Source organism: Streptomyces sp. NPDC001443 (assembly GCF_053597355.1).
Genome location: NZ_JBSFIA010000029.1, coordinates 1 through 26,644, shown reverse-complemented (window position 1 = coordinate 26,644; position 26,644 = coordinate 1). Strand labels below are relative to the sequence as shown.

Sequence of the window (26,644 nt, the reverse complement as noted above, 5' to 3'; positions counted from 1 at the left end):
ATATGTACTTCACTCCATCGAGGGATCGAACGTGTATGCGACCCTGGACTACTGTGAGTTCGGAAGCAGGGTGGCGTTACAACGGCTCTACCAGGCCTCGGTACCCTCTTGGCGGCAACCCAAGCCGCGCCCTTACCCACAGGGGCCTCATTTGAAATTCAGCGAGGAGCGAACCGCGTGACCGCCGAAACGTCCGTGCCGTCCACAGCGCTGCTGGCAGGAGCAGACCGGGACGGTTCCAATTACACCGCGCGGCACCTGCTCGTCCTGGAGGGTCTCGAGGCCGTACGCAAGCGCCCGGGCATGTACATCGGGTCCACCGACAGTCGCGGTCTGATGCACTGCCTGTGGGAGATCATCGACAACTCCGTGGACGAGGCCCTCGGCGGCTACTGCGACCACATCGAGGTGATCCTGCACGACGACGGCTCGGTGGAGGTGCGGGACAACGGCCGCGGCATCCCGGTCGACGTCGAGCCCAAGACCGGCCTGTCCGGCGTCGAGGTCGTCATGACCAAGCTGCACGCGGGCGGCAAGTTCGGCGGCGGCTCGTACGCGGCCTCCGGTGGTCTGCACGGCGTCGGCGCCTCCGTGGTGAACGCCCTGTCGGCACGGCTCGACGTCGAGGTGGACCGCGACGGGCACACCCACGCGATCGGCTTCCGGCGCGGTGTCCCCGGCGGGTTCGCCGCCGACGGTCCCGACGCCAAGTTCGAGCCGGGCGGTCTGCGCAAGACCAAGCGGATCGCCAAGACCCGCACCGGCACGCGCGTGCGCTACTGGGCGGACCGGCAGATCTTCCTCAAGGACGCCAAGCTCTCCCTGGAGAACCTCCACCAGCGCGCCCGCCAGACCGCGTTCCTGGTGCCCGGCCTGACCATCGTCGTCCGTGACGAGTACGGCCTCGGGGAAGGCGGCAGCAAGGGTGAGGAATCCTTCCGTTTCGACGGGGGCATCAGCGAGTTCTGCGAGTACCTGGCCACCGACAAGGCCGTCTGCGACGTCCTCCGCTTCACCGGGCAGGGCACCTTCAAGGAGACCGTCCCGGTCCTCGACGACCACGGTCAGATGACGCCGACCGAGGTCACCCGGGAGCTCGGCGTCGATGTCGCGCTGCGCTGGGGAACCGGCTACGACACGACGCTCAAGTCGTTCGTGAACATCATCGCCACCCCCAAGGGCGGCACCCACGTCGCCGGCTTCGAGCAGGCCGTCGCCAAGACGATGAACGAGGTCCTGCGCGCCAAGAAGCTGCTGCGCGTCGCCGAGGACGACATCGTCAAGGACGACGCCCTGGAAGGTCTGACCGCCGTCGTCACCGTCCGTCTCGCCGAACCCCAGTTCGAGGGTCAGACCAAGGAGGTCCTCGGCACCTCGGCGGCCCGCCGCATCGTGAACACCGTGATCTCCAAGGAGCTCAAGGCGTTCCTGACCTCCACGAAGCGTGACGACGCGGCCCAGGCCCGGGTGGTCATGGAGAAGGCCGTCGCCGCCGCGCGGACCCGCATCGCGGCGCGGCAGCACAAGGACGCTCAGCGCCGCAAGACGGCTCTGGAGTCCTCCTCCCTGCCCGCCAAGCTGGCCGACTGCCGCAGCGACGACGTCGACCGCAGCGAGCTGTTCATCGTCGAGGGAGACTCCGCGCTCGGCACCGCCAAGCTCGCCCGCAACTCCGAGTTCCAGGCGCTGCTGCCGATCCGCGGCAAGATCCTCAACGTGCAGAAGTCGTCCGTGACGGACATGCTCAAGAACGCCGAGTGCGGTGCGATCATCCAGGTCATAGGAGCCGGATCCGGCCGGACCTTCGACATCGAGGCGGCCCGCTACGGCAAGATCATCATGATGACCGACGCCGATGTGGACGGCTCCCACATCCGCACCCTGCTGCTGACCCTGTTCCACCGCTACATGCGGCCCATGGTCGAGTCCGGCCGGGTGTTCGCCGCCGTGCCCCCGTTGCACCGGATCGAGCTGACCCAGCCGAAGCGCGGCCAGGACAAGTACGTCTACACGTACTCGGACCGTGAGCTGCGCGACAAGCTCATGGAGTTCCAGAGCAAGAACATCCGGTACAAGGACTCCATCCAGCGCTACAAGGGTCTGGGCGAGATGGACGCCGACCAGCTGGCCGAGACGACCATGGACCCGCGCCACCGCACCCTGCGCCGTATCAACCTCTCCGACCTGGAATCGGCCGAGCAGGTCTTCGACCTGTTGATGGGCAACGACGTGGCACCCCGCAAGGAGTTCATCTCGAGCTCGGCGGCGACGCTGGACCGGTCGCGCATCGACGCGTAGCGGGGCGCCGGGAGCGGACCGGACCGGAGCAGGTCCGGGTCCGGTCGGCCCGATCAGGAACCTGCTCGGGTCCGCGCCTGCCGGGGCGGGCTCCGGCAGGCGCGGACCCGAGCCCACCGCCGGTGGGCTCGGTACGGCCTCGCCTTGTCGTCGAGGCCGTCTCCACCTCTGGGTGGAAAGGGTGAGCCTGCGGGATCCACCCGTGATCCACCCCGGCTCCGATCTGCTGTTCCGCGGATTTCCGTAGCGTCGAAGGCGTCGACGGCACTCGCTGTCGGTCTCCCCTTGCGCCCACGGAGGCTGTGATGTCCGGGCTGGTCAACGCGTTGCTGATCGTCGCCGTGGTCGTCGTGGTGGTCGTACGGCAGTTCCGCGCACGTCGCGTCGACGCCGACCGGCGCTGGTGGCTGTTGCCCGTGATCCTGGCCGTGGTGGCGCTGCGGGAACCGGACGTACTCGACGTTCACCACCGCACGGCGGCGGTGCTGCTGCTGGGCGTCGAACTCCTCATCGGACTGGCCGTGGGGGCCGGCTGGGCCTGGACCACCCGGATATGGGTGGAGCCCGGCGGTGCCGTGTGGAGCAAGGGCACCGGGGCCGGCGTGGCCGTCTGGATCGTCGGTATCGGTCTGCGCGCGGGCCTCTTCGGGCTCGGCCTGGCACTCGGTGTGCATCAGGGCGGTTCGGTCCTGATGCTCGGCCTCGCGGCCACCCTGCTGGTCCGCTCCGGCATCCTGGTCCTGCGGGCGCGGGCCGTGGCCTCGGCGGATGCCCGGACCGTGACGTGCGGTGACGGCGTGCTTCTGTCCCTGCGGAAGGAGCGGGTATGACGCGCAATGCCTGGACGCGCTGGCCGTCCCCGGAGGCACTGGGCCGCAACGGCCTCTCGCGGCCGAGGCGCCTGATGTCCTGGGGCATCCGCGTCCTGGTCCTCGGGATGCTGCTGTGGAGCGTGTTCGACAGCAAGCACGTGCACGGCTGGGGCAACGTGCTCGCCGTCGCGGGGATCGCCGTGACCGGAGCACTCGCCTGGGGATTCTGGCGGACCACTCTCCTGCACCGGCTCGTGCCGTCGCTCGTCCTGGTCGTCCCGCTGCTCGGGATGGCGGTGCTGGCCCAGTTCGCGGGCTTCGACGGGCCGGCCCTCGTCCTGTGGTGCGGCTGCGCGATCTCCGCGCTGGAGAGAATGCCCCTGGGCGCCGCGCTGCCCGTCGCCTCCGTCGCCCTCGCCTCGTTCGCCGCCGTCAACAACGACGTCTGGCTGACGACCGCCGCGACCGTCACCGGGATGGCCCTCGCCGGCTATGTCCTGCGGCTGGACGCCGAGGCCCGCGGCAGCGCCCAGCGACTGCTCGCCCAGGAGCGGGCGGCACGGGCCGCCGAGGCGGAATCCGCGGCGCTGGCGGAGCGGACCCGCATCGCGAGGGAGATCCACGACGTGCTGGCCCACAGTCTCTCGGCGCAACTCGTGCACCTGGAGGCGGCCAGGCTGCTGATCGAGCGGGGAGCCGACCGGGACCGGATCCTCGAACGGGTCGTGGCGGCCCGCGGAATGGCCCGCGACGGGCTCGCCGAGACCCGGCAGGCGCTGTCCGCCCTGCGCGGGGAGATGACACCGCTGGAGGACTATCTGGAAGAACTCGTCCGGGCGGCCGACGGAGCGGAGGTCACCATAACGGGTGAGCGCAGACCGCTTCCTGCCGAGGCGTCCCAGGCAGTGCGCAGGGTCGCCCAGGAAGCCCTCACGAACGTCCGCAAGCACGCTCCGGGCGCCGAGGTCCGGGTCCGGCTCGACTACCGGGCGCACGAAGTGACTCTGGACGTGAGGGACTCGGGCGGCTCGCCGGGCGAACTCTCCGAGGCGGGAGGCGGGTACGGTCTGCTGGGCATGCGGGAGCGCGCCGAACTGCTCGGCGGTTCGCTCCGGGCCGGTCCGGGTGAGGAGGGGTTCGTGGTGACGCTGAAGGTGCCGACATGAGCGACGGGACGGCACCGAAGCCTGCGCGGGTCGTGGTCGCCGACGACCAGACCGTCGTCCGGGAGGGCATCGTGATGCTTCTGGGGCTGCTGCCAGGGATCGAGGTCGTCGGCTCCGCGGGCGACGGGGACGAGGCGGTGCGACTGGTCGCCGAACTCGCGCCGGACGTGGTCCTGATGGACCTGCGTATGCCCCGCTGCGACGGAGTGGAGGCGACGCGGAGGATCCGCTCGGAGTATCCCGGGACGCACGTGGTGGTGCTCACGACCTTCGCGGACGACGACTCGCTGTTTCCGGCCCTGCGGGCAGGGGCGCGCGGTTATCTCACCAAGGACGCCGGAGGCGAAGAGATCGTACGGGCCGTGCACAGCGTGCTGTCCGGTGACGCGGGACTGGCGCCGAGCATCCAACGGCGGCTGCTGGAGCGGCTGTCCGAGCCCGAACCGGCTCCGGCGGTGCCCGCCGACGCGCCCGACGGGCTCACGGCCCGGGAGACCGACGTACTGACCCTGATCGCCGAAGGACTCAGCAACCAGGAGATCGCCCGCAGACTGCACGTCTCCACGGCGACCGTGAAGACCCACATCAACAACCTGTTCGCGAAGACCGGACTCAAGGACCGTGCTCAGGCGGTGCGTTATGCGTTTGCGAAGGGATTGGCGCGCCCACCAGCGGGTTGAGTCACCTGATGGGGTGAAGGGCAGAGGGAAGAAGAGTCGGGGATGTTCCCGTTCTGTCCATGCTTGGGTATGCAGTCAAGCAACGGGCACCCGCGCGGAGGCGAGGGCGGTCCCGAGAGTCCCGACGAGAATCACGAACGGCCTGCCCCGGACCACGCCGGGGCGCCGGAGGTCCTGCCGTACGACGACCCCTGGTACGACGTGCTCGCCTCGGACTGGGGTGAGGCGGACGTCGGCCGCCTGCCGACGGGTTCCGTTCCGCGGGCCCGTGAGGAGCGGGAGGAGCCGCAGGACGAGGCGTGGGCCATGGCGGACGTCTACCTGGAGGTACAGCGCAGCGCCGCCTTCCAGGAGGTACGCAGTCGGTACCGGAGGTTCGTGGTGCCGGCCGTCGCCGCCTTCTTCGCCTGGTACGTGGCGTACGTGGTGACCGCGACGACAGCGCCGGGCTTCATGGCGCGGCCGGTGGCGGGCGCCGTGAACGTGGCGATGCTCGCCGGGCTCGGACAGTTCCTCACCACGTTCCTGCTCACCTGGGCCTACGCCCGGCACGCTCGGCTGCACAGGGACCGGGCCGCGCTCGAACTGCGCTGGGACACCCAGGAACTGACCCGCGGAGTCGGGGGCGGTAGGTCGTGACGGGTCATCACCAGACGCTGGCGCTCGTGCTGTTCAGCGTCTTCATCGCCGTGACGCTGGGGATCACCACGTGGGTGAGCCGCAACCGGCACGGCTCCGCCGAGGAGTTCTATGCCGGCGGCCGCCTCTTCTCGCCGATGGAGAACGGCTTCGCCATCGCGGGCGACTACATGTCGGCCGCGTCCTTCCTCGGAATCTCCGGTCTGATCGCGCTGTTCGGCTACGACGGCCTGCTGTATTCGGTGGGTTTCCTCGTGGCCTGGCTGCTCGTGCTGTTCCTCGTCGCGGAACTGGTCCGCAACTGCGGCCGGTTCACACTGGCCGATGTGGTCGCGGCACGGATGAAGGAGCGTCCCGTGCGGATCGCGGCGGGAACCTCCTCGGTCACCGTGTCCGTTCTCTACCTGGTGGCGCAGATGGTGGGCGCGGGCAGCCTGGTCGCTCTGCTGCTCGGGCGGACGGGTGCGGCGGCGCAGACGTGGACCGTGATCGGTGTCGGCGCGCTCATGGTGATCTATGTGTCGCTGGGGGGTATGCGGGCCACCACCTGGATCCAGATCGTCAAGGCGGTGCTGCTGCTCGGGGGGACCGTCGTGCTGACCGTTCTCGTGCTGACGCGGTTCCACGGCGACTTCGACCGACTGCTGCTCACAGCGGCCGAGCGCAGCGGCCACGGGTCCGCGTTCCTGGCGCCGGGACTGAAGTACGGCGGGGACTGGACGGCCCGTCTCGATTTCATCAGCCTGGGGCTGGCGCTCGTGCTGGGCACGGCAGGACTGCCGCACATCCTGTCCCGCTTCTACACCGTGCCCACCGCGCGGGCGGCACGGCGTTCGGTCGTGTGGTCGATCGGGCTCATCGGCGGCTTCTATCTGATGACGATCGTCCTCGGCTTCGGGGCGGCCGCGATCGTGGGGCCCGAAGCGGTGCGGACATCCAACGCGGCCGGCAACACGGCGGTCCCGCTGCTGGCACTCGACCTGGGCGGCGGCGCGGACTCCACCGGCGGCACGGTCCTGTTCGCGATCGTGGCCGCGGTCGCCTTCGCCACGATCCTCGCGGTGGTCGCCGGGATCACCCTCGCGTCCTCGGCCTCCGTCGCACACGACCTGTACGCGTCGCTGCGCCGCCGACGGGCGGAACCGTACAGCGAGGTGGCCGTGGCGCGGACCGCCGCGGTCGGCATCGGAGCGCTGGCGATCGGGCTCGGACTGCTGGCCCGTGATCTCAACGTCGCGTTCCTCGTGGGGCTCGCCTTCGCCGTCGCGGCGTCCGCGAACCTGCCGGTGCTGCTCTACTCGCTGTTCTGGCGCGGCTTCACCACGCGCGGCGCGGTGTGGGCCGTGTACGGCGGGCTGGTTCCCGCACTGGCGCTCGTCGTGCTGTCGCCGGTGGTGTCGGGCAGTCCGGAGTCGCTGTTCCCGGGTGTCGACTTCCAGTACTTCCCGCTCCAGAACCCCGGGCTCGTCTCGATTCCGCTGGGGTTTGTCGCGGGCTGGCTCGGCACCGTCACCTCGGCCGAGCCACCGGACGACGCCAAGCACGCGGAGATCGAGGTGCGGTCGCTGACGGGAGCGGGGGCCGTGTAGCACCGCTCCGGCCGTCCAGTCGCTGCCGCTGCCGCTGCCGCTGCCGCTGCCACTGTCGACGTACGGCTCTTACGGTGCCACCCAGGCGTATCGGTGCTCCGGGCGGCCGGTGTCGCCGTATCTGAGGGTGAGGCGCAGCCGTCCGGCCTGTTCCAGACGGCGGAGGTAGCGCTGGGCGGTGGAGCGGCTCAGGCCGGTCTCGGCGGCGACCTCGTGGGCGGACAGCGGTTGGTCCGCGCGGTGGAGCACGGTGCAGATCAGGTCGGTGGTCGGCTCCGAGTGCCCGCTCGGCAGCCCCGGCGCCGTCGTCCCCGGCGCGGTGCGCAGCGCGCTGAAGATCCGGTCGACCTGCTCCTGACCCGCGATGCCGCGGCCGCCGACCCGGTCGACGGTGCGGCGCAGGGCCGCGTAGGAGTCGAGGCGGGTGCGCAGCGCGGCGAAGGTGAACGGTTTCACCAGGTAGTGCAGGGCGCCCAGGCGCATGGCGGCCTGCACGGTCGCTATATCGCCGGCCGCCGTGATCATGATGACGTCGGTGCCGTGCCCCTGTTCCCTCATGCGGTGGACGAGCTGCAGGCCCGTCCGGTCAGGGAGGTAGTGGTCGAGCAGCACCAGGTCGATAGGGCTCTGTTCGACGGTGGCCAGCGCCTGGGCAGCGCTGTGCGCGCGGGCGGCCACCCGGAATCCGGGAACCTTTTCCACGTATCTGGCGTTGATCTCGGCGACACGGAAGTCGTCGTCCACGACCATGACGTCAATCATTGGCCCTCTCTTCCTCAAGGCCAGCGGGCGTTACGCCCATGTTTCGGCTCCGCTTTTGTAGCGCGATCAAAAAGAGCACAACAGGTTCCTGCGAGCAAAACATCGGCCAGCGCGCAGAAGACTGCTGCCGAGGTACCGGCCGGATCTACGGTCCTCGGCCATGAGCCCAGACACCAGCCCCGCCATCGAACTACGGGGCGCGAGCAAGATCTTCAAGACCCCGTCGGGGGGTCTGCACACCGCTGTCAGAGATCTCGACCTGACGGTCGGGCGCGGTGAGTTCGTGGCGGTCGTCGGCCCCACGGGCTGCGGCAAGTCCACCACGTTGACGCTGGTCAGCGGCCTGGAAGAGCCCACCGAGGGTGAGGTGCTGGTCTCGGGGGAGCCAGTGCGCGGCGTAGGCGGCAAGGTCGGTTTCGTCTTCCAGCAGGACGCCACCTTCCCCTGGCGCACGGTCCTGTCCAACGTGATGGCCGGCCCGCTCTTTCGCGGTGTGCCCAAGGCGGAGGCCCGGGAGAAGGCTCGTGAATGGCTGGCCCGGGTGGGCCTCGCCGCCTTCGAGGACCGCTATCCGCACCAGCTCTCCGGTGGTCAGCGCAAGCGTGTCGCTCTTGCCGCGACCTTCGTCAACGATCCCGAGATCCTGCTGATGGACGAGCCGTTCTCGGCGCTCGACGTGCAGACCAGGGCCCTGATGTCGGACGAGCTGCTGGAGCTGTGGGAGGGCACGGGCGCCTCTGTCGTCTTCGTCACCCACGACCTGGAGGAGTCCATCGCCCTGGCCGACAAGGTCGTCGTCATGACGGCCGGGCCCGCCACCGTCAAGCAGATCTTCGACATCGACCTGCCGCGGCCGCGCAAGGTCGAGGCGGTGCGGCTGGAGCCGCGGTTCATCGAGATCTACCGCGAGATCTGGGAGTCGCTCGGCGAAGAGGTCCGCATCACTCGCGAGAGGGGCGCCGCGAATGTCGCCTGAGGTCATGTCCGAGGCCGTGGTCGCCCCGGCCGGAAAAGAGACGGACCAGCGAGGTCGCGCGCACTCGCGGGCCCGTGCCGCGCGCAGACGCCGCATCGTCGTCATGGCGTCCCGTGTGCTGCTGCTGGTCGCCGTCCTCGGCCTGTGGGAGGTGCTCTCCCGGGCCAATGCGATCGATCCGTTCAACTTCTCGATGCCCTCGAAGATCTGGGACCAGATCTACACCTGGGTGACCCACGGGACCGCGCTGGGCTCCCTGGGCGAGCAGATCTGGTACACGATCTACGAGGCGCTGCTCGGCTGGGTCATCGGCGTGGCCGGCGGTGTCGTGTGCGGTATCGCTCTGGGTCGGGTCACCTTCCTCGCCGATGTCCTTGGTCCATACATCAAGGTGCTCAACTCCATACCCAGGATCGTCCTTGCTCCGATCTTCGTGATCTGGTTCGGACTCGGTCCCGCGTCCAAGGTCGCGTCCGCCGTCGTCCTGGTGTTCTTCCCGGTGTTCTTCAACGCCTTCCAGGGCGCCCGTGAAGTCGACCGCAACCTGGTGGCCAACGCCAGGATCCTCGGCGCCAGCGATCGCAGGGTGACCCTTCAGGTGGTCATCCCGTCCGCCACTTCATGGATCTTCACCAGCCTCCACGTCAGCTTCGGCTTCGCCCTCATCGGCGCCATCGTCGGCGAGTACATCGGCGCGACCAAGGGCATCGGCCTGCTCGTCGCACAGTCCCAGGGCACCTTCAACGCGGCCGGTGTGTACGCCGCGATGGTCATCCTCGCCGTCGTCGCGCTCGTCGCCGAGGGACTGCTGACCTTCGCAGAGAGCCGCATCTTCCGGTGGAAGCCGTCGGGCTCCGGCGACTGAGCCCTCTGCGGAACCTCTCCTTCCCGCACTTCTCCCTCCCGTCTGTCTCGCACCGCCATCTCACAAGGACGTGAACCGCCATGCGCAAGACCGCCAGATACACCACCCTGGCAGCCGCCGGACTGCTCGCCCTGTCCTCCCTCACCGCCTGTGCCAACGACGCCGCCGGTACCGCGTCCTCCGGCTCCGGCGCCAAGGGCGGCGGAAAGGGCGAGAAGGTCAAGATCATGGTCGGTGGCCTGGACAAGGTCATCTACATGCCGGCGATGCTCACCCAGCGGCTCGGCTTCTTCGACGCCGAGGGCCTCGACGTGGAGCTGCTCAGCGAGCCCGCGGGCGTCCAGGCCGAGACGGCCCTCGTCTCCGGCCAGGTCCAGGGGGCGGTCGGTTTCTACGACCACACGCTCGACCTCCAGGTGAAGGGCAAGGCCGTGGAGTCGGTCGTGCAGTTCTCCCATGCGCCCGGAGAGGTGGAGGTCGTCTCCACCAAGGCCGCCGGCGACATCACCTCGCCCAAGGACTTCAAGGGCAAGAAGCTCGGCGTCACCGGCCTCGGATCGTCGACCGACTTCCTCACCAAGTACCTCGCGGTCAAGAACGGGGTGAAGGTCAGCGAGTTCACACCGGTCGCGGTGGGCGCGGGGCCCACGTTCATCTCGGCCCTCCAGCAGGGCGCCATCGACGGCGGTATGACGACCGACCCGACCGTCGCCACGATCCTCGACAAGAAGGCGGGCCGGGTCCTCCTCGACATGCGGACGCCCGAGGGTTCGCAGGAGGCGCTGGGCGGCCCGTACCCGTCGTCCAGTCTGTACATGCAGACGGACTGGGTGAACGGGCACAAGGCCACCGTCCAGAAGTTGGCCAATGCGTTCGTCAAGACGCTCAAGTGGATGTCCACCCACAGCGCCACCGAGATCGCCGACAAGATGCCCGCCGACTACTCCCAGGGCAACAAGACGCTCTACGCGGACGCCATCAAGAGCACGCTGCCGATGTTCACCGTCGACGGGGTGATGCCCGAGGGCGGGCCCGAGACCGTCGAGAAGGTGCTCAAGGCGTTCAACCCCACCATCCAGAACGCCGACGTCGACCTGGACAAGACGTACACCACGGAGTTCGTCAAGAAGGCGACCGGCTGATTCACCCCAAGGGGGGCGGCGCGATCCCGGCCCGCCCCCATGGTCCCGTAGTGCCGCAGGCGTGAGCCGCCCCCACCTCAAGGTGGTTCCGGGCGGCTCACGGCGTGTTTGCCGCCGGCCACGCCGCGCCCGGCGTGGCCGCACGGCGGGCGGGATCCAGCTCCGCCTCGGCCAGCGCCTCCGGCAGGACCACCGTGAACTCCGCGCCCCCGCCGTCCGCGTCGCCCACCGTCGCCGTGCCACCCTGCCGCTCGGCGAGCCTGCGCACCAGGGGGAGGCCGATCCCGCGCTTGCCGTGCGGGGGAGGCTCCTTCGTGGACCAGCCCTCGGCGAAGGCCAGCTCCCGTTGCTCCGCCGGGATCCCGGGGCCGGTGTCCCGCACCCGCAGGACGACGGTACGGCCCTCGGCACACAGTTCGACCTCCACGCGCGCGTGCGGTGTGCCCCCGACCGCGTCCAGCGCGTTGTCCACCAGGTTGCCGACGACCGTGACCAGACCCCTGGGATCGACGAGCCGGTCCGGCAGCCAGGTGCGGTCCGAGACCCACAGGGCCACAGCGCGCTCGGCCGCCACGGTCGCCTTGCCGACCAGCAGGGCCGCCAGCAGCGGGTCCTGGATCTTCTCGGTGACCTGTTCCGCCGTCACGCGGTGGTCGCCGACCACCTCTCCGATGAACTCGACCGCGTCGTCGAACATCTCCAGCTCCAGCAGTCCGAGCAGGGTGTGCAACCGGTTGGCGTGCTCGTGGTCCTGGGCGCGCAGCGCGTCGATGAGGCCGCGCGTGGAGTCCAGCTCCCGGCCGAGTTGTTCCAGCTCGGTGCGGTCGCGCAGGGTGGCCACGGCGCCCCCGTCGTCGGTCGGCATACGGTTGGCGACCAGGACGCGCTGACCACGGACGGTGAGCAGATCGGTGCCGGTCACCCGGCCGGCCAGTACGTCCGCCGTACGTCCCTCGCCGAGCGCCTCGTCGGGAGACTCGCCGACGACCTCCTCCCCGATGTCCAGCAGACGCTGCGCCTCGTCGTTGAGGAGGCGTATGCGGCCGGCGCGGTCCAGGGCGACGACACCCTCCCGAATGCCGTGCAGCATCGCCTCGCGTTCCACCAGCAGCGCGGAGATGTCCGAGAAGGCCAGGTCACGGGTCTGCCGCTGGACGCGCCGGGAGATCAGCCAGGCGGCCAGCGCGCCGACGGCGAGCGCACTGCCCGCGTAGGCCAGCAGGCCCGGGATCGCGTGGAGCAGCCGGGTCCGGACGTTGCTGTACTCGATGCCGACCGACACCGCCCCGATGATCTCGCCGTGGCTGTCGCGCAGGGGCACCTTGCCGCGCGCGGAGCGTCCCAGGGTGCCGCTGTCGATCTCCATCACCTCCTGCCCGCCCAGGGCCCGGCGGGGGTCGGTCGAGACCGGGCGGCCCACCTGCGCGGGGTCCCGGTGCGACCAGCGCGTGCCGGCCATGTTCATCACCACGACGTACTCGGCCCCGCTGGCCCTTCTGATCCGCTCCGCCTCCCGCTGCACCGGCCCGTCGACCGTGGCAGGCGTGCTCTCCAGGTCCTCGGCGATCTGCGGCTGGGCGGCGGTGCTCTGCGCGATCGCGAGCGCGCGTCGCATCGCCTCGGCGTCGAGCTGGTGACCGAGCGGCGCCAGGAACAGACCGGTCGCCAGGACCGCGACCCCGGCGGCGATCGCCACCTGCATCAGCAGGACCTGCGAGAACGCCCGCCGGGGCAGTCTCAGGCGCAGGCGGCGTACGGGTGAAATGGGGCTCATGACCCCAGACCGTACGTGGGTTCGTGGGTCGTACGGCAGGGGAGGGGCGTGGATGCCCTCCCCTGCCGACGTCCGGGGAGGGGCGGTCAGCCCGCCAGCGCGACCGCGGTCAGCTCACGCACCGCCAGGACGTCCATCCGGGCCGGTGTGCCGAGGAGCGAGGCTCCGCAGCTCTCGGGGCGGGGCGGCAGACAGGCGCCCCGGGCCACGACGACCCGCCAGTGACGGCCGTCGGCATGGGCGACGGTCACTTCCCAGCGCGGCGCCGCACCGTCCGTCCGTACGACGCTCAGCACGCCGGCCGCGTCCTCGTCCACCGAGGCGCGTACGGCCAGCTCGGCCGCCTGGCCGGGCCGCTCCCAGGCGGAGCTCCCGCGGCACCCCCGGGTCACGATCCGCCCCTCCCGGACGCCCTGGAGGACCTCCACGACGGTCCGGGCGTCGGCCCGTCCGTACGCGTATCCGTGGGGCAGGACGAGCACCGTCGGGGAAAAGCGATGACCACCCAGATGGGTGACCTCCCAGATGCCCTCCACTCCGCTCGCGGCGAGCTCCGCCGCGAGCGGGCGGCCGAGCAGGGCGCAGCAGCGGTCGCGCTTGCCGTTGGTGCAGACGAGCGCGAGGGGGTCCCCGGTGTGGGGCCGGCCGCCCAGCGCGGCCGCGAAGGTCCGGTGGTCGCCCTGGCCGAGCGCGGCGAAGTCCAGGTCGAGCAGGCGTTCCGGGGCGGCCGTCGTGGCGCTGTGCAGCCACGCGTTCCCGGGCGTGGTGTGGGCCGCGTAGACCTTCCGGACGAGCGGCGTGCCGAAGTCGGCGTGCGGGCCGGGGCGGCGGATGAGCGCGATGCGTACGCCCGTGCCGTCGGCCGCCGCCTCCAGGGCGCGGCCCAGTGCCGGATCCAGGTGGCTCGAAGTGAGCGCCTTGACACCCCATGGACCCGGCTGTTCCAGCAGGAGCCACGTCCGTGCCGTGGCCGCGGTTCCGGAAACGGGCTCGTCGAGGTCTCCCGAGACGGTCGCACACGTACTCACAGAGGTGAGCCTAACCTGACTTGACAGGTGGTGGCTTCCGGCCGGGTCCGCGACGACTTCGCCCGGGCCGCCGTCCGCCCCCGTGACCAGGTCCCGGTCCGGCCGTGACGGCGTCCGGACCGGGACTTCGTCGCTACTCCGGGAGGGGCTGCGGCGGCCGCGGCCCCACGTAGTGGCCGCTCGGCCGCATGCGCAGCGGTCGCTCCCCGTACTCCTCCAGGGCGTGGGCGATCCAGCCTGCGGTGCGGGCGACGGCGAAGATCGTCTCGCCCGCCGAGGCCGGCATCCCGCAGCACACGGTCAGCACGGCCAGGGCGAGGTCCACGTTGGCGTGCAGCGGGGTGTGGCGGGCGGTGGTGGTCACGATGTCGTGGGCGGCCGCGAGGGCGGGCGCGGCCCGGGGGATGTCCTCCAGAAGGGTGAACAGGGCACGCGCGCGTGGGTCCTCCCCGGGGTAGAGCCGGTGACCGAGGCCGGGGACACGGCGGCCGGCCCGCAGCTCCTCCGCGATCACGGGCACCGCGTCCCCCTGGTCGAGCACCTCCAGCAGCAGACGGTGGGCGAGTCCGCTGGCGGCGCCGTGCAGGGGGCCTTCGAGGACGCCGAGGCCGGCGGAGACGGCCGCGTAGGGATGGGCCCGGGCCGACGCCGCGACGCGCACCGCGAGAGTGGACGCGGCCAGGTCGTGGTCGACGAGCAGGCCGAGCGCCGTGTCCAGGGCGCGCAGCGACGCCTCGTCGGCCTCCCGGCCGGTCAGCCGCGGCCAGAGCCGGTGGGCCAGCGGGCCCGTGTCGCGGTGGATGGGCAGCACCGGTGGCAGCGCCGCGACGAGGGTGGGGACGAGGATGCGTGCGGTGCCGAGCACGGCGTCCTCGGTCAGGTCGAAGCGCAGCGGGTCGGCGGTCGCGGCGGCGATCGCGGCGACCCGCAACCGGTCGGTGGGCCCGGTGTGTTCGGGCAGCGCGGCAACCGCGTGGCGGGCGACGGAGACGGACGCCTCGGGGGCGGTGAACGCGACGCCGGGGCGCAGCCGTCCCGTCCACAGCCACTCGGCGATCTCCTCGTAGGAGTGCCGTGCGGCCAGCTCGGTGGCGTCGACGCCGCGGAAGTAGTACCGGTCCTTGTCGATGAGCGTGATGCGGGTGCGTACGGACAGCTCGGAGCCGCTGCCGGAAGTCCCGCCGCTCTCCCGCCGATTGCGCCGGGCGAGCGCCTCGACCTCCTTGGCGTCGAAGGTGCTGCCGCGGGCGCCCGGTCGGCGTCGGCTGCCGAGCTGGCCGCGGCTCACGTACGCGTACACGGTCTCGGGCTTCACGCCGAGCAGCTCGGCGGCCTCCTTGGTGCTCAGCCGCCGCCCCGGGTGACCTGGGTCGGGCTCTTGATCGCGCATGAAGGTCACCGTAGCGGCACCTGGTCATATTGATGCAATCAATATTGACAGAGAAATAGTCAACCCTGGACAGTTCAATCAACTTCAGGGAGGCAATCATGTCCGTCAATAGAGCCGCGGCCACTCATATCGACGTGCCGCGGGGACTCGCGGGCGTTGTCGTCACCGACACCGAGGTCGGTGACGTCAGGGGGGTCGAGGGCTTCTACCACTACCGCCAGTACTCGGCCGTCGAACTCGCACGGACCCGCGGCTTCGAGGACGTCTGGCACCTCCTGGTCCACGGCGAGCTGCCGGACGCCGGACGGAGCGCCGCCTTCGCCGCCAGGACCGCGGAACTGCGTCGGCTGCCCGACGGCGTGCGCGCGGCGCTGCCGGCCATCGCCGCGGCCGGCGGTGACTCCGGTCCCCTCGCCGGCATGCGTACGGCGCTGTCCCTGCTCGGCGCGGCCCAGGGTTTTCGCCCCGTGTACGACATCGACGCCGCCCGGCGCCGAGAGGACACCGTCGTGGCCGCCGCGGCCGTACCGACACTGCTCACCGCGCTGCACCGGCTGCGGTCGGGGCTCGCCCCGGTGGAACCCCGCGCGGACCTGTCGTACGCGGCGAACTACCTGTACATGCTGACCGGGGTCGAGCCCGACCCGCGCAAGGCGCGAGCGGTCGAGCAATATCTGATCTCAACCATTGATCATGGCTTCAATGCGTCAACCTTCACCGCGCGTGTCATCGCGTCGACGGGGGCGGACGTGGCGGCCTGTCTGGTCGGCGCCGTGGGCGCGCTGTCGGGACCGCTGCACGGCGGTGCCCCCAGTCGTGCCCTGGACACCCTGGACGCGATCGGCACGCCCGATCGGATCGACCCCTGGATCCGTGAGCGGGTTCTCGCGGGCGAGCGCATCATGGGCTTCGGTCACGCCGTCTACCGCACGGAGGATCCGCGTTCCAGGATGCTGCGGGAGATCGCGCAGGGGTTCGGTGGCCCGCGGGTGGATTTCGCCGTCGAGGTCGAGCGCCGGGTGGAGGCGATCCTCGCCGAACTCAAACCGGGGCGCGAACTGCACACCAACGTCGAGTTCTACGCGGGTGTGGTCATGGAGCTCTGCGGCCTGCCGCGGTCGATGTTCACGCCCACCTTCGCGGCGGGGCGTGTGGTGGGCTGGAGCGCGAACATCCTGGAGCAGGCGGAGGACTCGAAGATCATCCGTCCGGTGGCGCGGTATGTGGGGCCGGGAGCGCCGGTGAAGGTACCGGACGCGGCCTGAGGGGCGCGTGTGGCCTGGTGCCGTTCTGACGCCAGGCCTCATCGGTGACTGAACGAGCGCTGACGGGGTGCCGGGCTGCTCGCCGGATCGGTCCCGGCTCGCTCGACGGTTGCGGGCAGCCGGGGGTGACGGGACGGGTCGACGCGGACGCGGACGCGTGCTCGTGGGAGAGCGTCAGGCGTCGGGAATGTCCGCCTTGGCGCGGATCAGGGTCTCCCGGCTCACGATGACGATGCGTTCGTAGTCTGCGCGGGAAGCGTCGAGGGGAAGCTCGCCGTCCAGCGCCTCGGTGGCCTCGGTGCCGATGACGGCGAAGTTGCCGTCACTGAGCTCGAACACGTCGGGGCAGTTGGCTCCTGAGTTACTGCCTCGGGCGCTCGGGGGCACACCGATGCGGCGCACGATCTTCAAGGGATACCGGTCCTTACGGATTCTGGACATAGTGGTGGCAGAACCGTAGCCCTGTGGAAGTGACCTTCGTGGCGGCATGGGTGAAAGTCACTCAGTCGTGTTGCTGGTGCCGGTGTGTTGACCTGTCTGGCTCACGGGAACGGGTCATTCGGACGGAGGGTTACCCACCACCCACCACTCGTCGGTGTCCGCTTCGTCGAGGTCTCTGACGAGGCTGTCGGCCATTTGTCCGATGCGGGCCTCGTCGGACGACTCCTTCAAGGTCGCGCGCTGACTTCGCGAGGCCTCCCAGTACTCGCGGAAGAGCGGGCTCTGGAAGAACTCCCGCAGATAGGTGTACAGCTCCTCCCGGTCCAGTACTTCCGCGCGGTAGAGGTGGAAGAGGTAGGTGTACCACGCGTTGGCGTAGAGGAACTGACGGCGCTTCTCGGCCGGGATGCTCTTGTCGTAGGTGTCGATCACCGCGGCGAGCGAGGGGTCGTCGATCGCCCTGGCCAGCAATTCCCAGTGCATACGCTGCTGATGTGCCAGAGCCTTGCGGCGGACCGCCAACTCCTCCAGTTCCAGCCGCCTTTGCAGCAGATGCTCCTCCTCGACCCGCCTCTGCCGCGCGGCCAGCGTCAAGGCGGCGGTGGCGAGCGTCAGACCGGCTGCGGCGGCGCCCAGCCTCCCCGCAGAGTGCTTCCGTATGGCCATGTAGATCCCCGATTCAAGCGACCGCCCGCCGGTCGTCGGAGTGTGGGTCGACTGGTGGGGACCGGCGAGCGATGGGCGGCGCGTGCCGCCTCCAGGGTGCCGAGCGGCTCTGACCGGCGGGGAGGCGGAGAGGAGGCGCACGGAAGGAAGCGAGGGTCGCACACTTCGACGCCATGCCCAACGTCTGCCCCGCCGACGCTGCTAACAATCGTTCACTCAGCGGGGATTCTTCCGGCTCGTATCCTGGGGCGGCACTACGTTCCACGTAGATGCGCCGGTCGTGAGCCGGTGTACGCGACGGTGTGAGAGAGGTCGTACGTTGAGCCAGCCGAGCCCGGCCCGGGGGTCGCAGCAGATTCCGGTGATCGTACTCGCCGGATTCCTCGGCTCGGGCAAGACGACCCTGCTCAACCATCTGCTCCACCGCGGCGGCGGCAGCCGGATCGGGGCGATCGTCAACGACTTCGGGGCCATCGAGATCGACGCGATGGCGGTGGCCGGGGCGCTCGGGGACTCCACCGTCTCCCTCGGCAACGGTTGTCTGTGCTGTGCCGTCGACAGCAGCGAGCTGGACGTCTTCCTCGACCGGCTGGCGCAGCCGGCCGCCGGCATCGACGTCGTCGTCATCGAGGCCAGCGGGCTCGCCGAGCCCCAGGAGCTCGTCCGGATGCTGCTCGCCAGTGAGCATCCCGGGATCGTCTACGGCGGACTCGTCGAGGTCGTGGACGCCGCCGAGCTCGACGACACGCGCGCGAGGCACCCCGAGATCGACCGGCACCTCGCTCTCGCCGATCTCGTCGTCGTGAACAAACTCGACCGGGTTGAGCGGGACGGCGAGCGCGTCCTGGAACTCGTCCGTTCGCTCACCGACCGGGCCGCCGCCGTCGTACCGGCCACCTACGGCCGTATCGATCCCGAGTATCTGTTCGACTGCCGGCCCGGTGAGGAGCGCATCGGGCAGCTCTCCTTCGACGACCTGCACGACCATGACGCCGAAGGTGCGCACGCGGGACATCTGCACACCGCGTACGACAGCCTGTCCTTCACCCGCGAGCTGCCCCTCGATCCCCGCAGGCTCATGACCTTCCTCGACAGCAGGCCCCGGGGGCTCTACCGGATCAAGGGGTACGTCGACTTCGGGCCGTACGACACCGGGAACCGGTACGCCGTGCACGCCGTCGGGCGGTTCCTGCGTTTCTACCCGGAGCCCTGGGGGCCGGACGAGGCACGGCTCACCCAGCTCGTGCTCATCGGCTCCGGCATCGACGCGCCCGCCCTGCGCAAGGAGTTGGAGGCGTGCACGAGCGACGCCCCGCACGCCGACGAGCACGGCATGTGGGGCGTCCTGCGGTACGTCCAGGGCGACGACGACCACGACGAGGCCGAGTCCTAGAACGGACCCGCCACGACGAGGCCGAGTCCTAGAACGGACCCGCCACCACGCCCACCGTCTTCGACAGCGACACGCCCGAGCCGTCGCGACGCGGGTCGATATCCGGGAGCTCGGCCGGGGTGCCGTTCTTCTGCGCCGCCCGCGCCGGGACGGGACCCGCCCAGGCCACGGACAAGCAGTCCTCGCCCTTCAGGAACCGCTGGCAGCGGACACCGCCGGTGGCACGGCCCTTGCGCGGGTACTGGTCGAACGGGGTCATCTTGCCGGTCGTCTGCACGGAGTCGTCCAGGGTGCCGCGCGAACCGGCGACGGTGAAGACGACCGCGTCCACGGCCGGGTCCACCACGGTGAACGAGATCACCTTCGCGCCCTCGGTGAGCTTGATGCCCGCCATGCCGCCCGCCGGACGGCCCTGCGGGCGCACCTGCGACGCCTGGTAGCGCAGCAGCTGCGCGTCGTCCGTGATGAAGACCAGGTCCTCCTCGCCGGTGCGCAGTTCCATCGCGCCGACGATCCGGTCACCCTCCTTGAGGGCGATGACCTCCAGCTCGTCCTTGTTGGTGGGGTAGTCCGGGACCACCCGCTTGACCACGCCCTGTTCGGTGCCGATGGCCAGACCGGGGGACGACTCGTCCAGCGTGGTCAGACAGATCAGCGTCTCGTCGTCGTCGAGGGAGACGAACTCGCCGAGCGGGGCGCCGCCCGACAGGTTCGGCGCGGACGCGGTGTCCGGGAGCTGCGGCAGGTCGACGACGTTGATCCGCAGCAGGCGGCCCGCCGAGGTGACGGCACCGATCTCGCCGCGCGCGGTGGCGGGCACCGCCGAGACGATCACGTCGTGCTTGGTGCGGTGGGCGTCGGGGTCCGCCGGGAAGGGCTCCGCGTTCGCCGTACGGGCCAGCAGGCCGGTCGACGACAGCAGCACCCGGCACGGGTCGTCCGCGACCTGGAGCGGCACGGCGGCGGCCGTGGTGCCGGCGGACTCCAGCAGCACCGTACGCCGCTCGGTGCCGAACTTCTTCGCCACCGCGGCCAGCTCGGCCGAGACCAGCTTGCGCAGCTCCGCGTCCGACTCCAGGATCCGGGTCAGCTCCGCGATCTCCGTGTTGAGCCGCTCCTGCTCCGACTCCAGCTCGATCCGGTCGAAGCGGGTCAGCCGGCGCAGCGGGGTGTCCAGGATGTACTGCGTCTGGATCTCCGACAGCCCGAAGCGCTCCATCAGGCGTTCCTTCGCCTGCGCGGAGTTGTCGCTGGAGCGGATCAGCCGGATGACCTCGTCGATGTCGACGAGCGCCGTCAGCAGGCCCTCCACCAGGTGCAGCCGGTCGCGCCGCTTGGTGCGCCGGAACTCCGAGCGGCGCCGGACGACCTCGAACCGGTGGTCGAGGTAGACCTCGAGGAGCTCCTTCAGACCCAGCGTGAGCGGCTGGCCGTCGACCAGCGCGACGTTGTTGATGCCGAAGGACTCCTCCATCGGCGTCAGCTTGTAGAGCTGCTCCAGGACCGCCTCCGGCACGAAGCCGTTCTTGATCTCGATGACCAGGCGCAGGCCGTGCGCGCGGTCGGTGAGGTCCTTGACGTCGGCGATGCCCTGGATCTTCTTCGAGCCGACCAGGTCCTTGATCTTGGCGATCACCTTCTCCGGGCCGACCGTGAAGGGCAGCTCGGTGACGATCAGGCCCTTGCGGCGGGCCGTGACGGTCTCCACCGCGACCGTGGCGCGGATCTTGAAGGTGCCGCGGCCGTTCTCGTACGCGTCCCTGATGCCGCCGAGGCCGACGATCCGGCCGCCGGTGGGCAGGTCCGGGCCCGGGACGAACCGCATCAGGGCGTCCAGGTCCGCGGCCGGATAGCGGATGAGGTGGCGGGCGGCCGCGATGACCTCGCCGAGGTTGTGCGGCGGCATGTTCGTGGCCATGCCGACCGCGATGCCCGACGAGCCGTTCACCAGGAGGTTCGGGAAGGCCGCAGGCAGCGTGGCCGGCTCCTGCTCCTGACCGTCGTAGTTGGGGGCGAAGTCGACGGTGTCCTCGTCGATCGACTCCGTCATCAGGCTCGCGGCGTCGGCGGCCCTGCACTCGGTGTACCGCATGGCGGCCGGCGGGTCGTCGTTGCCCAGCGAACCGAAGTTGCCGTGCCCGTCCACGAGCGGCACGCGCATGGAGAACGGCTGGGCCATGCGCACCAGGGCGTCGTAGATCGACGCGTCGCCGTGCGGGTGCAGCTTGCCCATCACCTCGCCGACGACACGGGCGCACTTCACATAGCCGCGCTCGGGACGCAGACCCATCTCGTTCATCTGGTACACGATGCGGCGGTGCACCGGCTTGAGGCCGTCGCGGGCGTCAGGCAGCGCGCGGGAGTAGATGACCGAGTACGCGTACTCGAGGAAGGAGCCCTGCATCTCGTCGACGACGTCGATGTCGAGGATCCGCTCCTCGTACGAGTCGTCGGGCGGCGGGGTCTTCGTGCTGCGGCGGGCCATCGCTGCCGGCTCCTTGCTGACGCGTGAACGGGTTCTGACGCGGACCATTGTGGACCGCGCTACTGACAGTGCGGGCGGGGCCCCGGCGTCGTCCGCCCGGCCCGGTGTGGAGCGGCGCCTGCCTCCACGACTGCCCGCAGGCTACGCGATCTCGCTCTCGGCGTACGTCCGGCGGGAACTTCGCCCATGGTCCGCCCGCTTGCATACAGTGGCAGGACAGGCACGAAACGCGCGGTCGGACGACCGCGTCCGCGATCGAAGGGACGTACATGCCCATGGGTCACACGGCCACAGCCGAGGCAGGCTCCGGGGGCCTGACAGCGACCGAGCACCGCTTGGCCAACGGCCTTCGCGTGGTGCTCTCCGAGGACCATCTGACCCCGGTCGCGGCGGTGTGCCTCTGGTACGACGTCGGCTCCCGCCACGAAGTCAAGGGCCGTACGGGCCTGGCTCACCTCTTCGAGCACCTGATGTTCCAGGGGTCCGGACAGGTCAAGGGCAACGGCCACTTCGAGCTGGTGCAGGGCGCGGGCGGCTCGCTGAACGGCACCACCAGCTTCGAGCGCACCAACTACTTCGAGACCATGCCCACCCACCAGCTGGAGCTCGCCCTCTGGCTGGAGGCCGACCGCATGGGCTCCCTGCTCGCCGCCCTCGACGACGAGTCCATGGAGAACCAGCGGGACGTCGTCAAGAACGAGCGCCGCCAGCGCTACGACAACGTGCCCTACGGCACCGCGTTCGAGAAGCTGACCGCCCTCGCGTACCCGGAGGGCCACCCCTACCACCACACGCCCATCGGCTCGATGGCCGACCTGGACGCGGCCACCCTGGAGGACGCGCGGGCGTTCTTCCGGACGTACTACGCGCCGAACAACGCCGTGCTCTCCGTGGTCGGCGACATCGACCCGGCGCAGACGCTCGCCTGGGTCGAGAAGTACTTCGGTTCCATCGCCTCCCACGACGGCAAGCCCGCCCCGCGCGACGGCTCGCTGCCCGAGGTCATCGGCGGTCAGCTCCGCGAGGTCGTCGAGGAGGAGGTCCCGGCGCGCGCCCTGATGGCCGCCTACCGGCTGCCGCACGACGGCACGCGCGCGTGCGACGCCGCCGACCTGGCGCTGACCGTCCTGGGCGGCGGGGAGTCCTCCCGCCTCTACAACCGGCTGGTACGGCGCGACCGTACGGCGGTCGCGGCCGGCTTCGGCCTGCTGCGGCTGGCGGGGGCGCCCTCCCTGGGCTGGCTGGACGTGAAGACCTCCGGTGACGTCGAGGTGCCGGTCATCGAGGCCGCCATCGACGAGGAGCTCGCCCGGTTCGCCGAGGAGGGTCCCACGGAGGAGGAGATGGAGCGCGCCCAGGCCCAGTTGGAGCGCGAGTGGCTGGACCGGCTGGGCACGGTCGCGGGCCGCGCCGACGAACTGTGCCGCTACGCCGTCCTGTTCGGCGACCCGCAGCTCGCCCTCACCGCCGTCGGGCGGGTGCTGGAAGTGACGGCCGAGGAGGTCCAGGAGGTCGCCAAGGCCCGCCTGCGCCCCGACAACCGCGCGGTGCTCGTGTACGAGCCGACCGTCCCCGAGGCGCTGGACGAGGCCGAGGCCGCGGAGCGCACCGAAGACCCGGAGTCCGCGGCGACCGTGGAAGCCACCGACGAGACCGAGGAGGCGGCCCAGTGACCGAGCTCGCCACGATGCAGTTCCACCCCCAGCCCCGGCCGGGAGATGCCAGGCCCTGGGCGTTCCCGGCGCCGGAGCGCGGCACCCTGGACAACGGCCTGACGCTCCTGCGCTGCCACCGCCCCGGCCAGCAGGTCGTCGCCGTCGAGGTGCTCCTCGACGCGCCGCTGGAGGCCGAGCCGGCCGGTCTCGACGGCGTGGCCACGATCATGGCGCGGGCCTTCTCGGAGGGCACCGACAAGCTCTCCGCGGAGGAGTTCGCCGCCGAACTGGAGCGCTGCGGCGCCACGCTGGACGCGCACGCCGACCACCCCGGCGTACGGCTGAGTCTCGAAGTGCCGGTCTCGCGCCTGGCGAAGGCGCTCGGCCTGCTCGCCGACGCCCTGCGCGCGCCGGCCTTCGCGGACAGCGAGGTCGAGCGGCTGGTGCGCAACCGGCTCGACGAGATCCCGCACGAGCTGGCCAACCCCGCGAGCCGCGCGGCCAAGGAGCTCTCCAAGGAGCTGTTCCCGGCGGCCTCGCGGATGTCGCGCCCCCGCCGGGGCACCGAGGAGACGGTCGTGAAGATCGACTCCGCGGCCGTGCGCGCCTTCTACGACCGGCATGTCCGCCCCGCCACGGCCACCGCCGTGATCGTCGGCGACCTCGCGGGCATCGACCTGGACGAGCTGCTCGGCGACACCCTGGGGGCCTGGAAGGGCTCCTCGGCCGAGCCCCGCCCGGTGCCGCCGGTGAACGCCGACGACACCGGCCGCGTCGTCATCGTGGACCGCCCCGGCGCGGTCCAGACGCAGCTGCTGATCGGCCGCACCGGGGCCGACCGGCACGACCGGGTCTGGCCCGCGCAGGTGCTCGGCACGTACTGCCTCGGCGGCACCCTCACCTCCCGGCTGGACCGCGTCCTGCGGGAGGAGAAGGGCTACACCTACGGCGTGCGCGCGTTCGGCCAGGTGCTCCGGTCGGCGCCGGACGGCACGGGCGCCGCGATGCTCGCGATCAGCGGCTCCGTGGACACCCCGAACACCGGTCCCGCCCTGGCGGACCTGTGGACCGTGCTGCGCACGCTCGCGGGGGAGGGCCTGACCGACGCGGAGCGCGACGTCGCCGTGCAGAACCTCGTCGGGGTGGCGCCGCTGAAGTACGAGACCGCGGCGGCCGTGGCGGCCACGCTGGCCGACCAGGTCGAGCAGCACCTGCCCGACGACTACCAGGCGACGCTCTACCAGCAGCTCGCCGCGACCGGCACGGTGGAGGCCACGGCCGCTGCCGTGAGCGCCTTCCCGGTGGACCGGCTGGTGACGATCCTCGTGGGCGACGCGGCACAGATCAAGGAGCCCGTCGAGGCGCTCGGCATCGGTGAGGTCACCGTCGTGTCCGCCGAGTAGGCACGCGCGCGAAGGGGCCCTGGCGACCTGTCGGCCGCCAGGGCCCCTGTCCGTGCAAGGAGTGTCCGAATTGGGGCGGAGACATCCTGTCTGCCGTGTGGCGTGCGCAACAAAACACGCGATCCGTTTGATGATCGAAAGGCGGCGCCCGTACCGTCATCTGAACTGTTCGTCGGGCAGTGCGCCGCATCCGCGGCAGCGGACAGTCATCGCCGAGTCCCCCGAGGCGCGAGCCAGGGGAGCCGGGGACCCATCGCAGTCCCTGGGGTGAATCGGACGTCCGCGCACGCGAGGCGTCCGTAGGAGACCTTCCTGCTCCGAACCCGTCAGCTAACCCGGTAGGCGAGAGGGAAGGAAAGGATCAGCCTCTACATGGCGTTCACGGGCGTTTCCGGCAAGCACCGTCGTCCCAGCCGGATGAAGCGCACCAGCGCTCACGCAGCCGGTATCGCGGCTCTCGCCACCACCGGCGTCGTCGGCACCCTCGCGGCCCCCGCGCTCGCCGCCGAGAACCCCGTCGAGCAGACGGGCCTCACCCCGGTCGTCACCCTCGGCGACGAGGCCGCCGAGCAGGTCGACGCCCAGGCGGCCGCCCAGCAGCAGGCGGCCGCACAGCAGCTGGCCGAGGAGATCGCCCACGCGAAGGCCGCGGCGAGGGCCGCGGCCGCCCGCAAGGCCGAGGAACGCGCCGCCCGCGAGGCCGAGCGCCAGCGCCTCAACACGTTCGTGTCGCCGATCACCGGCTCCTACGTCTCCACGGGCTACCTCGCCAGCAGCTCGCTGTGGTCCTCCGGCAGCCACACCGGCGTCGACTTCCACGCCGCCACCGGCACCACCGTCCACGCGGTCGGCTACGGCACCATCGTCGAGGCCGGCTGGGGCGGGGCCTACGGCAACCAGATCGTCATCAAGATGGACGACGGCACGTACACCCAGTACGGCCACCTGTCCTCCATCGGTGTCTCGGTGGGCCAGCGGGTCGTCACCGGCCAGCAGATCGGCCTCTCCGGCGCGACCGGCAACGTCACCGGACCGCACCTGCACTTCGAGGCCCGTACGACCGCCGAGTACGGCTCGGACATCGACCCGGTCGCCTACCTCCGCAGCCACGGTGTGAACGTCTGACATCCGTCCGCGCCGCGGACGTCCGGCGACGACCGCGCGACATACCGAAGCCCCGGCTCACCGAGCCGGGGCTTTCGGCGTTTCCGGCACCGTCCTGTCCAAAAAATATCCATGGATTCCGGCCGCCCGTCGGAAATTACGTCCGATTGCAATAGAGTCGCTGAACACATGTCAATCGGCGACGTTTCACGGGCATTAAGGCGGAGGTCGGTCATGCGTATTCCGGCGCACTCGGTGTGCACGGCGATCCGGGACGACATCGTCGCCGGTGTCTACGAGCGTGGCAGCCGGCTCACCGAGGAACTTCTCGCCCGGCGCTACGGCGTCTCGCGCGTCCCCGTCCGGGAGGCCCTGCGCACGCTGGAGGCGGAGGGCTTCGTGGTGACCCGCCGGCACGCGGGCGCGTGCGTGGCGGAACCCACCGAGCAGGAGGCCTCCGACCTGCTGGAGATGCGCATGCTCCTGGAACCGCTGGGTGCCTCCCGGGCCGCCCAGCGGCGCACCGAGGCCCATCTCAAGGTGCTGCGCGGCCTGGTCCGGCTCGGCCAGGAGCGGGCCAGGCGGGGCAACAGCGAGGATCTGCGCTCCCTGGGCGGATGGTTCCACGAGACGCTCGCCCAGGCTTCCGGCAGCCAGGCGCTGACCGCCACGCTCACCCAGCTGCGACACAAGATCGCCTGGATGTACGCGACGGAGGCGCCCGCCGACCCCGTGGAGTCCTGGGCCGAGCACGGCGCGATCGTGGACGCGGTGGCGCGCGGCGACGGCGAGCGCGCACGGGCGGTCACGGCGCTGCACGCCGAGCGCGCGGGTCCGGCGCACCGACTGCGGTTCTCCGGCGCGGGCGAACGCGCCGACCGTGTGAGGACTTCGCAACATCCCGTAAACGTGACGGGTCTGCGGAATTAACAGAAGCGCCGTATACAAAGAAGAAGTATTCGGCGGAGATGTATTTCCGCTGCCCTTGTTCGCGTGTGCCGGGAATTCCTCGTCGCACTTTCTTGGTGTGCTCGCAGAATTCCAGAACGACGTGTGAAAACGGCGGAGCCGCGTCGACCGGAAAGGTCGACGCGGCTCCGCCGTTTTCACC

General features: G+C 70.6%; 22 protein-coding genes and 1 riboswitch. Of the genes, 15 read left to right on the top strand and 7 right to left on the bottom strand.

Going from position 1 to position 26,644, the window contains the following annotated elements:
• Nucleotides 1–177 precede the first annotated feature (177 nt).
• From ACWC24_RS26955 to ACWC24_RS26930, 6 genes are all read left to right on the top strand, one after another.
• The gene (locus tag ACWC24_RS26955; RefSeq protein WP_450665460.1) at nucleotides 178–2,298 is read left to right on the top strand and encodes a DNA gyrase/topoisomerase IV subunit B; all 2,121 of its coding nucleotides are present in this window, start codon (nucleotides 178–180) and stop codon (nucleotides 2,296–2,298) included.
• Nucleotides 2,299–2,603: 305 nt separating this feature from the next.
• On the top strand, nucleotides 2,604–3,128 hold the full coding sequence (locus ACWC24_RS26950) for a DUF1453 domain-containing protein (protein ID WP_450665459.1): 525 nt from the start codon (nucleotides 2,604–2,606) through the stop codon (nucleotides 3,126–3,128).
• Nucleotides 3,125–4,276, top strand: coding sequence for a sensor histidine kinase (locus ACWC24_RS26945; RefSeq protein ID WP_450665458.1), 1,152 nt, complete (start codon nucleotides 3,125–3,127; stop codon nucleotides 4,274–4,276). Before ACWC24_RS26950 ends, ACWC24_RS26945 begins: the two co-directional genes overlap by 4 nt.
• The gene (locus tag ACWC24_RS26940) at nucleotides 4,273–4,956 is read left to right on the top strand and encodes a response regulator transcription factor (protein WP_450665457.1); all 684 of its coding nucleotides are present in this window, start codon (nucleotides 4,273–4,275) and stop codon (nucleotides 4,954–4,956) included. Before ACWC24_RS26945 ends, ACWC24_RS26940 begins: the two co-directional genes overlap by 4 nt.
• A gap of 69 nt (nucleotides 4,957–5,025) precedes the next feature.
• Nucleotides 5,026–5,595 (top strand): DUF485 domain-containing protein, encoded by a 570-nt coding sequence (locus tag ACWC24_RS26935; RefSeq protein ID WP_450665456.1) that lies wholly within the window; start codon nucleotides 5,026–5,028, stop codon nucleotides 5,593–5,595.
• Nucleotides 5,592–7,184 carry a solute symporter family protein gene (locus tag ACWC24_RS26930; protein WP_450665455.1) on the top strand — a complete coding sequence of 531 codons (1,593 nt, stop codon included), beginning with the start codon at nucleotides 5,592–5,594 and terminating at the stop codon, nucleotides 7,182–7,184. Before ACWC24_RS26935 ends, ACWC24_RS26930 begins: the two co-directional genes overlap by 4 nt.
• 69 nt (nucleotides 7,185–7,253) lie before the next feature.
• Here the strand turns inward: ACWC24_RS26930 and ACWC24_RS26925 are convergent, their stop codons facing one another.
• Nucleotides 7,254–7,946, bottom strand: coding sequence for a response regulator (locus ACWC24_RS26925; protein ID WP_450665454.1), 693 nt, complete (start codon nucleotides 7,944–7,946; stop codon nucleotides 7,254–7,256).
• A gap of 160 nt (nucleotides 7,947–8,106) precedes the next feature.
• On the opposite strand from ACWC24_RS26925, the gene ACWC24_RS26920 reads away from it, so the two are divergent.
• The 3 genes from ACWC24_RS26920 (at nucleotide 8,107) to ACWC24_RS26910 (ending at nucleotide 10,929) form a co-directional block, all read left to right on the top strand.
• Complete coding sequence (locus tag ACWC24_RS26920) at nucleotides 8,107–8,922, top strand: ABC transporter ATP-binding protein (RefSeq protein ID WP_450665453.1); 816 nt, start codon at nucleotides 8,107–8,109, stop codon at nucleotides 8,920–8,922.
• Nucleotides 8,912–9,787: an ABC transporter permease gene (locus ACWC24_RS26915; RefSeq protein WP_450665452.1), complete on the top strand. Its 876-nt coding sequence runs from the start codon at nucleotides 8,912–8,914 to the stop codon at nucleotides 9,785–9,787. The genes ACWC24_RS26920 and ACWC24_RS26915 overlap by 11 nt, the downstream gene beginning before the upstream one ends.
• 80 nt (nucleotides 9,788–9,867) lie before the next feature.
• Complete coding sequence (locus tag ACWC24_RS26910; RefSeq protein WP_450665451.1) at nucleotides 9,868–10,929, top strand: ABC transporter substrate-binding protein; 1,062 nt, start codon at nucleotides 9,868–9,870, stop codon at nucleotides 10,927–10,929.
• A gap of 97 nt (nucleotides 10,930–11,026) precedes the next feature.
• On the opposite strand, the gene ACWC24_RS26905 is transcribed toward ACWC24_RS26910, so the two are convergent.
• The 3 genes from ACWC24_RS26905 to ACWC24_RS26895 all read right to left on the bottom strand — a co-directional run bounded on the left by ACWC24_RS26905 (nucleotide 11,027) and on the right by ACWC24_RS26895 (nucleotide 15,121).
• Nucleotides 11,027–12,703, bottom strand: coding sequence for an ATP-binding protein (locus tag ACWC24_RS26905; protein WP_450665450.1), 1,677 nt, complete (start codon nucleotides 12,701–12,703; stop codon nucleotides 11,027–11,029).
• An 86-nt stretch (nucleotides 12,704–12,789) separates the two neighbouring features.
• A complete protein-coding gene (locus ACWC24_RS26900) occupies nucleotides 12,790–13,731 on the bottom strand; it encodes a sucrase ferredoxin (protein WP_450665449.1) in 942 nt (313 codons plus the stop codon).
• Nucleotides 13,732–13,864: 133 nt separating this feature from the next.
• Nucleotides 13,865–15,121 (bottom strand): citrate synthase family protein, encoded by a 1,257-nt coding sequence (locus tag ACWC24_RS26895; RefSeq protein WP_450665448.1) that lies wholly within the window; start codon nucleotides 15,119–15,121, stop codon nucleotides 13,865–13,867.
• Between the two features lie 98 nt (nucleotides 15,122–15,219).
• Here ACWC24_RS26895 and ACWC24_RS26890 point away from each other — a divergent pair, with 98 nt between their 5' ends.
• Entirely contained in the window at nucleotides 15,220–16,386 is a 1,167-nt protein-coding gene (locus ACWC24_RS26890) for a citrate synthase/methylcitrate synthase (RefSeq protein ID WP_450665447.1), read from the top strand.
• A gap of 174 nt (nucleotides 16,387–16,560) precedes the next feature.
• Here the strand turns inward: ACWC24_RS26890 and ACWC24_RS26885 are convergent, their stop codons facing one another.
• Together ACWC24_RS26885 and ACWC24_RS26880 are read right to left on the bottom strand one after the other, a co-directional pair.
• Nucleotides 16,561–16,797, bottom strand: a complete 237-nt coding sequence (locus ACWC24_RS26885; protein WP_351607391.1) for a hypothetical protein — start codon at nucleotides 16,795–16,797, stop codon at nucleotides 16,561–16,563.
• Nucleotides 16,798–16,941: 144 nt separating this feature from the next.
• Nucleotides 16,942–17,493 (bottom strand): DUF6082 family protein, encoded by a 552-nt coding sequence (locus tag ACWC24_RS26880; protein WP_450665446.1) that lies wholly within the window; start codon nucleotides 17,491–17,493, stop codon nucleotides 16,942–16,944.
• A gap of 319 nt (nucleotides 17,494–17,812) precedes the next feature.
• On the opposite strand from ACWC24_RS26880, the gene ACWC24_RS26875 reads away from it, so the two are divergent.
• The gene (locus ACWC24_RS26875) at nucleotides 17,813–18,886 is read left to right on the top strand and encodes a CobW family GTP-binding protein (RefSeq protein WP_450665445.1); all 1,074 of its coding nucleotides are present in this window, start codon (nucleotides 17,813–17,815) and stop codon (nucleotides 18,884–18,886) included.
• Nucleotides 18,887–18,914: 28 nt separating this feature from the next.
• Here ACWC24_RS26875 and ACWC24_RS26870 read toward each other — a convergent pair whose 3' ends face one another.
• Nucleotides 18,915–21,371, bottom strand: coding sequence for a DNA gyrase/topoisomerase IV subunit A (locus ACWC24_RS26870; protein ID WP_450665444.1), 2,457 nt, complete (start codon nucleotides 21,369–21,371; stop codon nucleotides 18,915–18,917).
• 269 nt (nucleotides 21,372–21,640) lie between these two features.
• Between ACWC24_RS26870 and ACWC24_RS26865 the strand changes: the two genes are divergently transcribed.
• From ACWC24_RS26865 to ACWC24_RS26850, 4 genes are all read left to right on the top strand, one after another.
• Nucleotides 21,641–23,044: a M16 family metallopeptidase gene (locus tag ACWC24_RS26865; protein WP_450665443.1), complete on the top strand. Its 1,404-nt coding sequence runs from the start codon at nucleotides 21,641–21,643 to the stop codon at nucleotides 23,042–23,044.
• Nucleotides 23,041–24,429, top strand: a complete 1,389-nt coding sequence (locus ACWC24_RS26860; RefSeq protein ID WP_450665442.1) for a M16 family metallopeptidase — start codon at nucleotides 23,041–23,043, stop codon at nucleotides 24,427–24,429. The genes ACWC24_RS26865 and ACWC24_RS26860 overlap by 4 nt, the downstream gene beginning before the upstream one ends.
• A gap of 200 nt (nucleotides 24,430–24,629) precedes the next feature.
• A riboswitch (cyclic di-AMP (ydaO/yuaA leader) is annotated at nucleotides 24,630–24,789 on the top strand.
• A 12-nt stretch (nucleotides 24,790–24,801) separates the two neighbouring features.
• Nucleotides 24,802–25,554, top strand: coding sequence for a M23 family metallopeptidase (locus ACWC24_RS26855; protein ID WP_450665441.1), 753 nt, complete (start codon nucleotides 24,802–24,804; stop codon nucleotides 25,552–25,554).
• 213 nt (nucleotides 25,555–25,767) lie between these two features.
• Nucleotides 25,768–26,463, top strand: coding sequence for a GntR family transcriptional regulator (locus tag ACWC24_RS26850; RefSeq protein ID WP_450665440.1), 696 nt, complete (start codon nucleotides 25,768–25,770; stop codon nucleotides 26,461–26,463).
• Nucleotides 26,464–26,644 lie beyond the last annotated feature (181 nt).

Bases quoted from the DNA above. Each gene is read 5' to 3' on its own strand.
- ACWC24_RS26870 (WP_450665444.1), bottom strand. From the start codon at position 21,371: ATGGCCCGCCGCAGCACGAAGACCCCGCCGCCCGACGACTCGTACGAG.
- ACWC24_RS26920 (WP_450665453.1), top strand. From the start codon at position 8,107: ATGAGCCCAGACACCAGCCCCGCCATCGAACTACGGGGCGCGAGCAAG.
- ACWC24_RS26905 (WP_450665450.1), bottom strand. From the start codon at position 12,703: ATGAGCCCCATTTCACCCGTACGCCGCCTGCGCCTGAGACTGCCCCGG.
- ACWC24_RS26925 (WP_450665454.1), bottom strand. From the start codon at position 7,946: ATGATTGACGTCATGGTCGTGGACGACGACTTCCGTGTCGCCGAGATC.
- ACWC24_RS26945 (WP_450665458.1), top strand. From the start codon at position 3,125: ATGACGCGCAATGCCTGGACGCGCTGGCCGTCCCCGGAGGCACTGGGC.
- ACWC24_RS26890 (WP_450665447.1), top strand. From the start codon at position 15,220: ATGTCCGTCAATAGAGCCGCGGCCACTCATATCGACGTGCCGCGGGGA.
- ACWC24_RS26855 (WP_450665441.1), top strand. From the start codon at position 24,802: ATGGCGTTCACGGGCGTTTCCGGCAAGCACCGTCGTCCCAGCCGGATG.
- ACWC24_RS26940 (WP_450665457.1), top strand. From the start codon at position 4,273: ATGAGCGACGGGACGGCACCGAAGCCTGCGCGGGTCGTGGTCGCCGAC.
- ACWC24_RS26935 (WP_450665456.1), top strand. From the start codon at position 5,026: ATGCAGTCAAGCAACGGGCACCCGCGCGGAGGCGAGGGCGGTCCCGAG.
- ACWC24_RS26850 (WP_450665440.1), top strand. From the start codon at position 25,768: ATGCGTATTCCGGCGCACTCGGTGTGCACGGCGATCCGGGACGACATC.
- ACWC24_RS26915 (WP_450665452.1), top strand. From the start codon at position 8,912: ATGTCGCCTGAGGTCATGTCCGAGGCCGTGGTCGCCCCGGCCGGAAAA.
- ACWC24_RS26950 (WP_450665459.1), top strand. From the start codon at position 2,604: ATGTCCGGGCTGGTCAACGCGTTGCTGATCGTCGCCGTGGTCGTCGTG.
- ACWC24_RS26910 (WP_450665451.1), top strand. From the start codon at position 9,868: ATGCGCAAGACCGCCAGATACACCACCCTGGCAGCCGCCGGACTGCTC.
- ACWC24_RS26865 (WP_450665443.1), top strand. From the start codon at position 21,641: ATGCCCATGGGTCACACGGCCACAGCCGAGGCAGGCTCCGGGGGCCTG.
- ACWC24_RS26880 (WP_450665446.1), bottom strand. From the start codon at position 17,493: ATGGCCATACGGAAGCACTCTGCGGGGAGGCTGGGCGCCGCCGCAGCC.
- ACWC24_RS26895 (WP_450665448.1), bottom strand. From the start codon at position 15,121: ATGCGCGATCAAGAGCCCGACCCAGGTCACCCGGGGCGGCGGCTGAGC.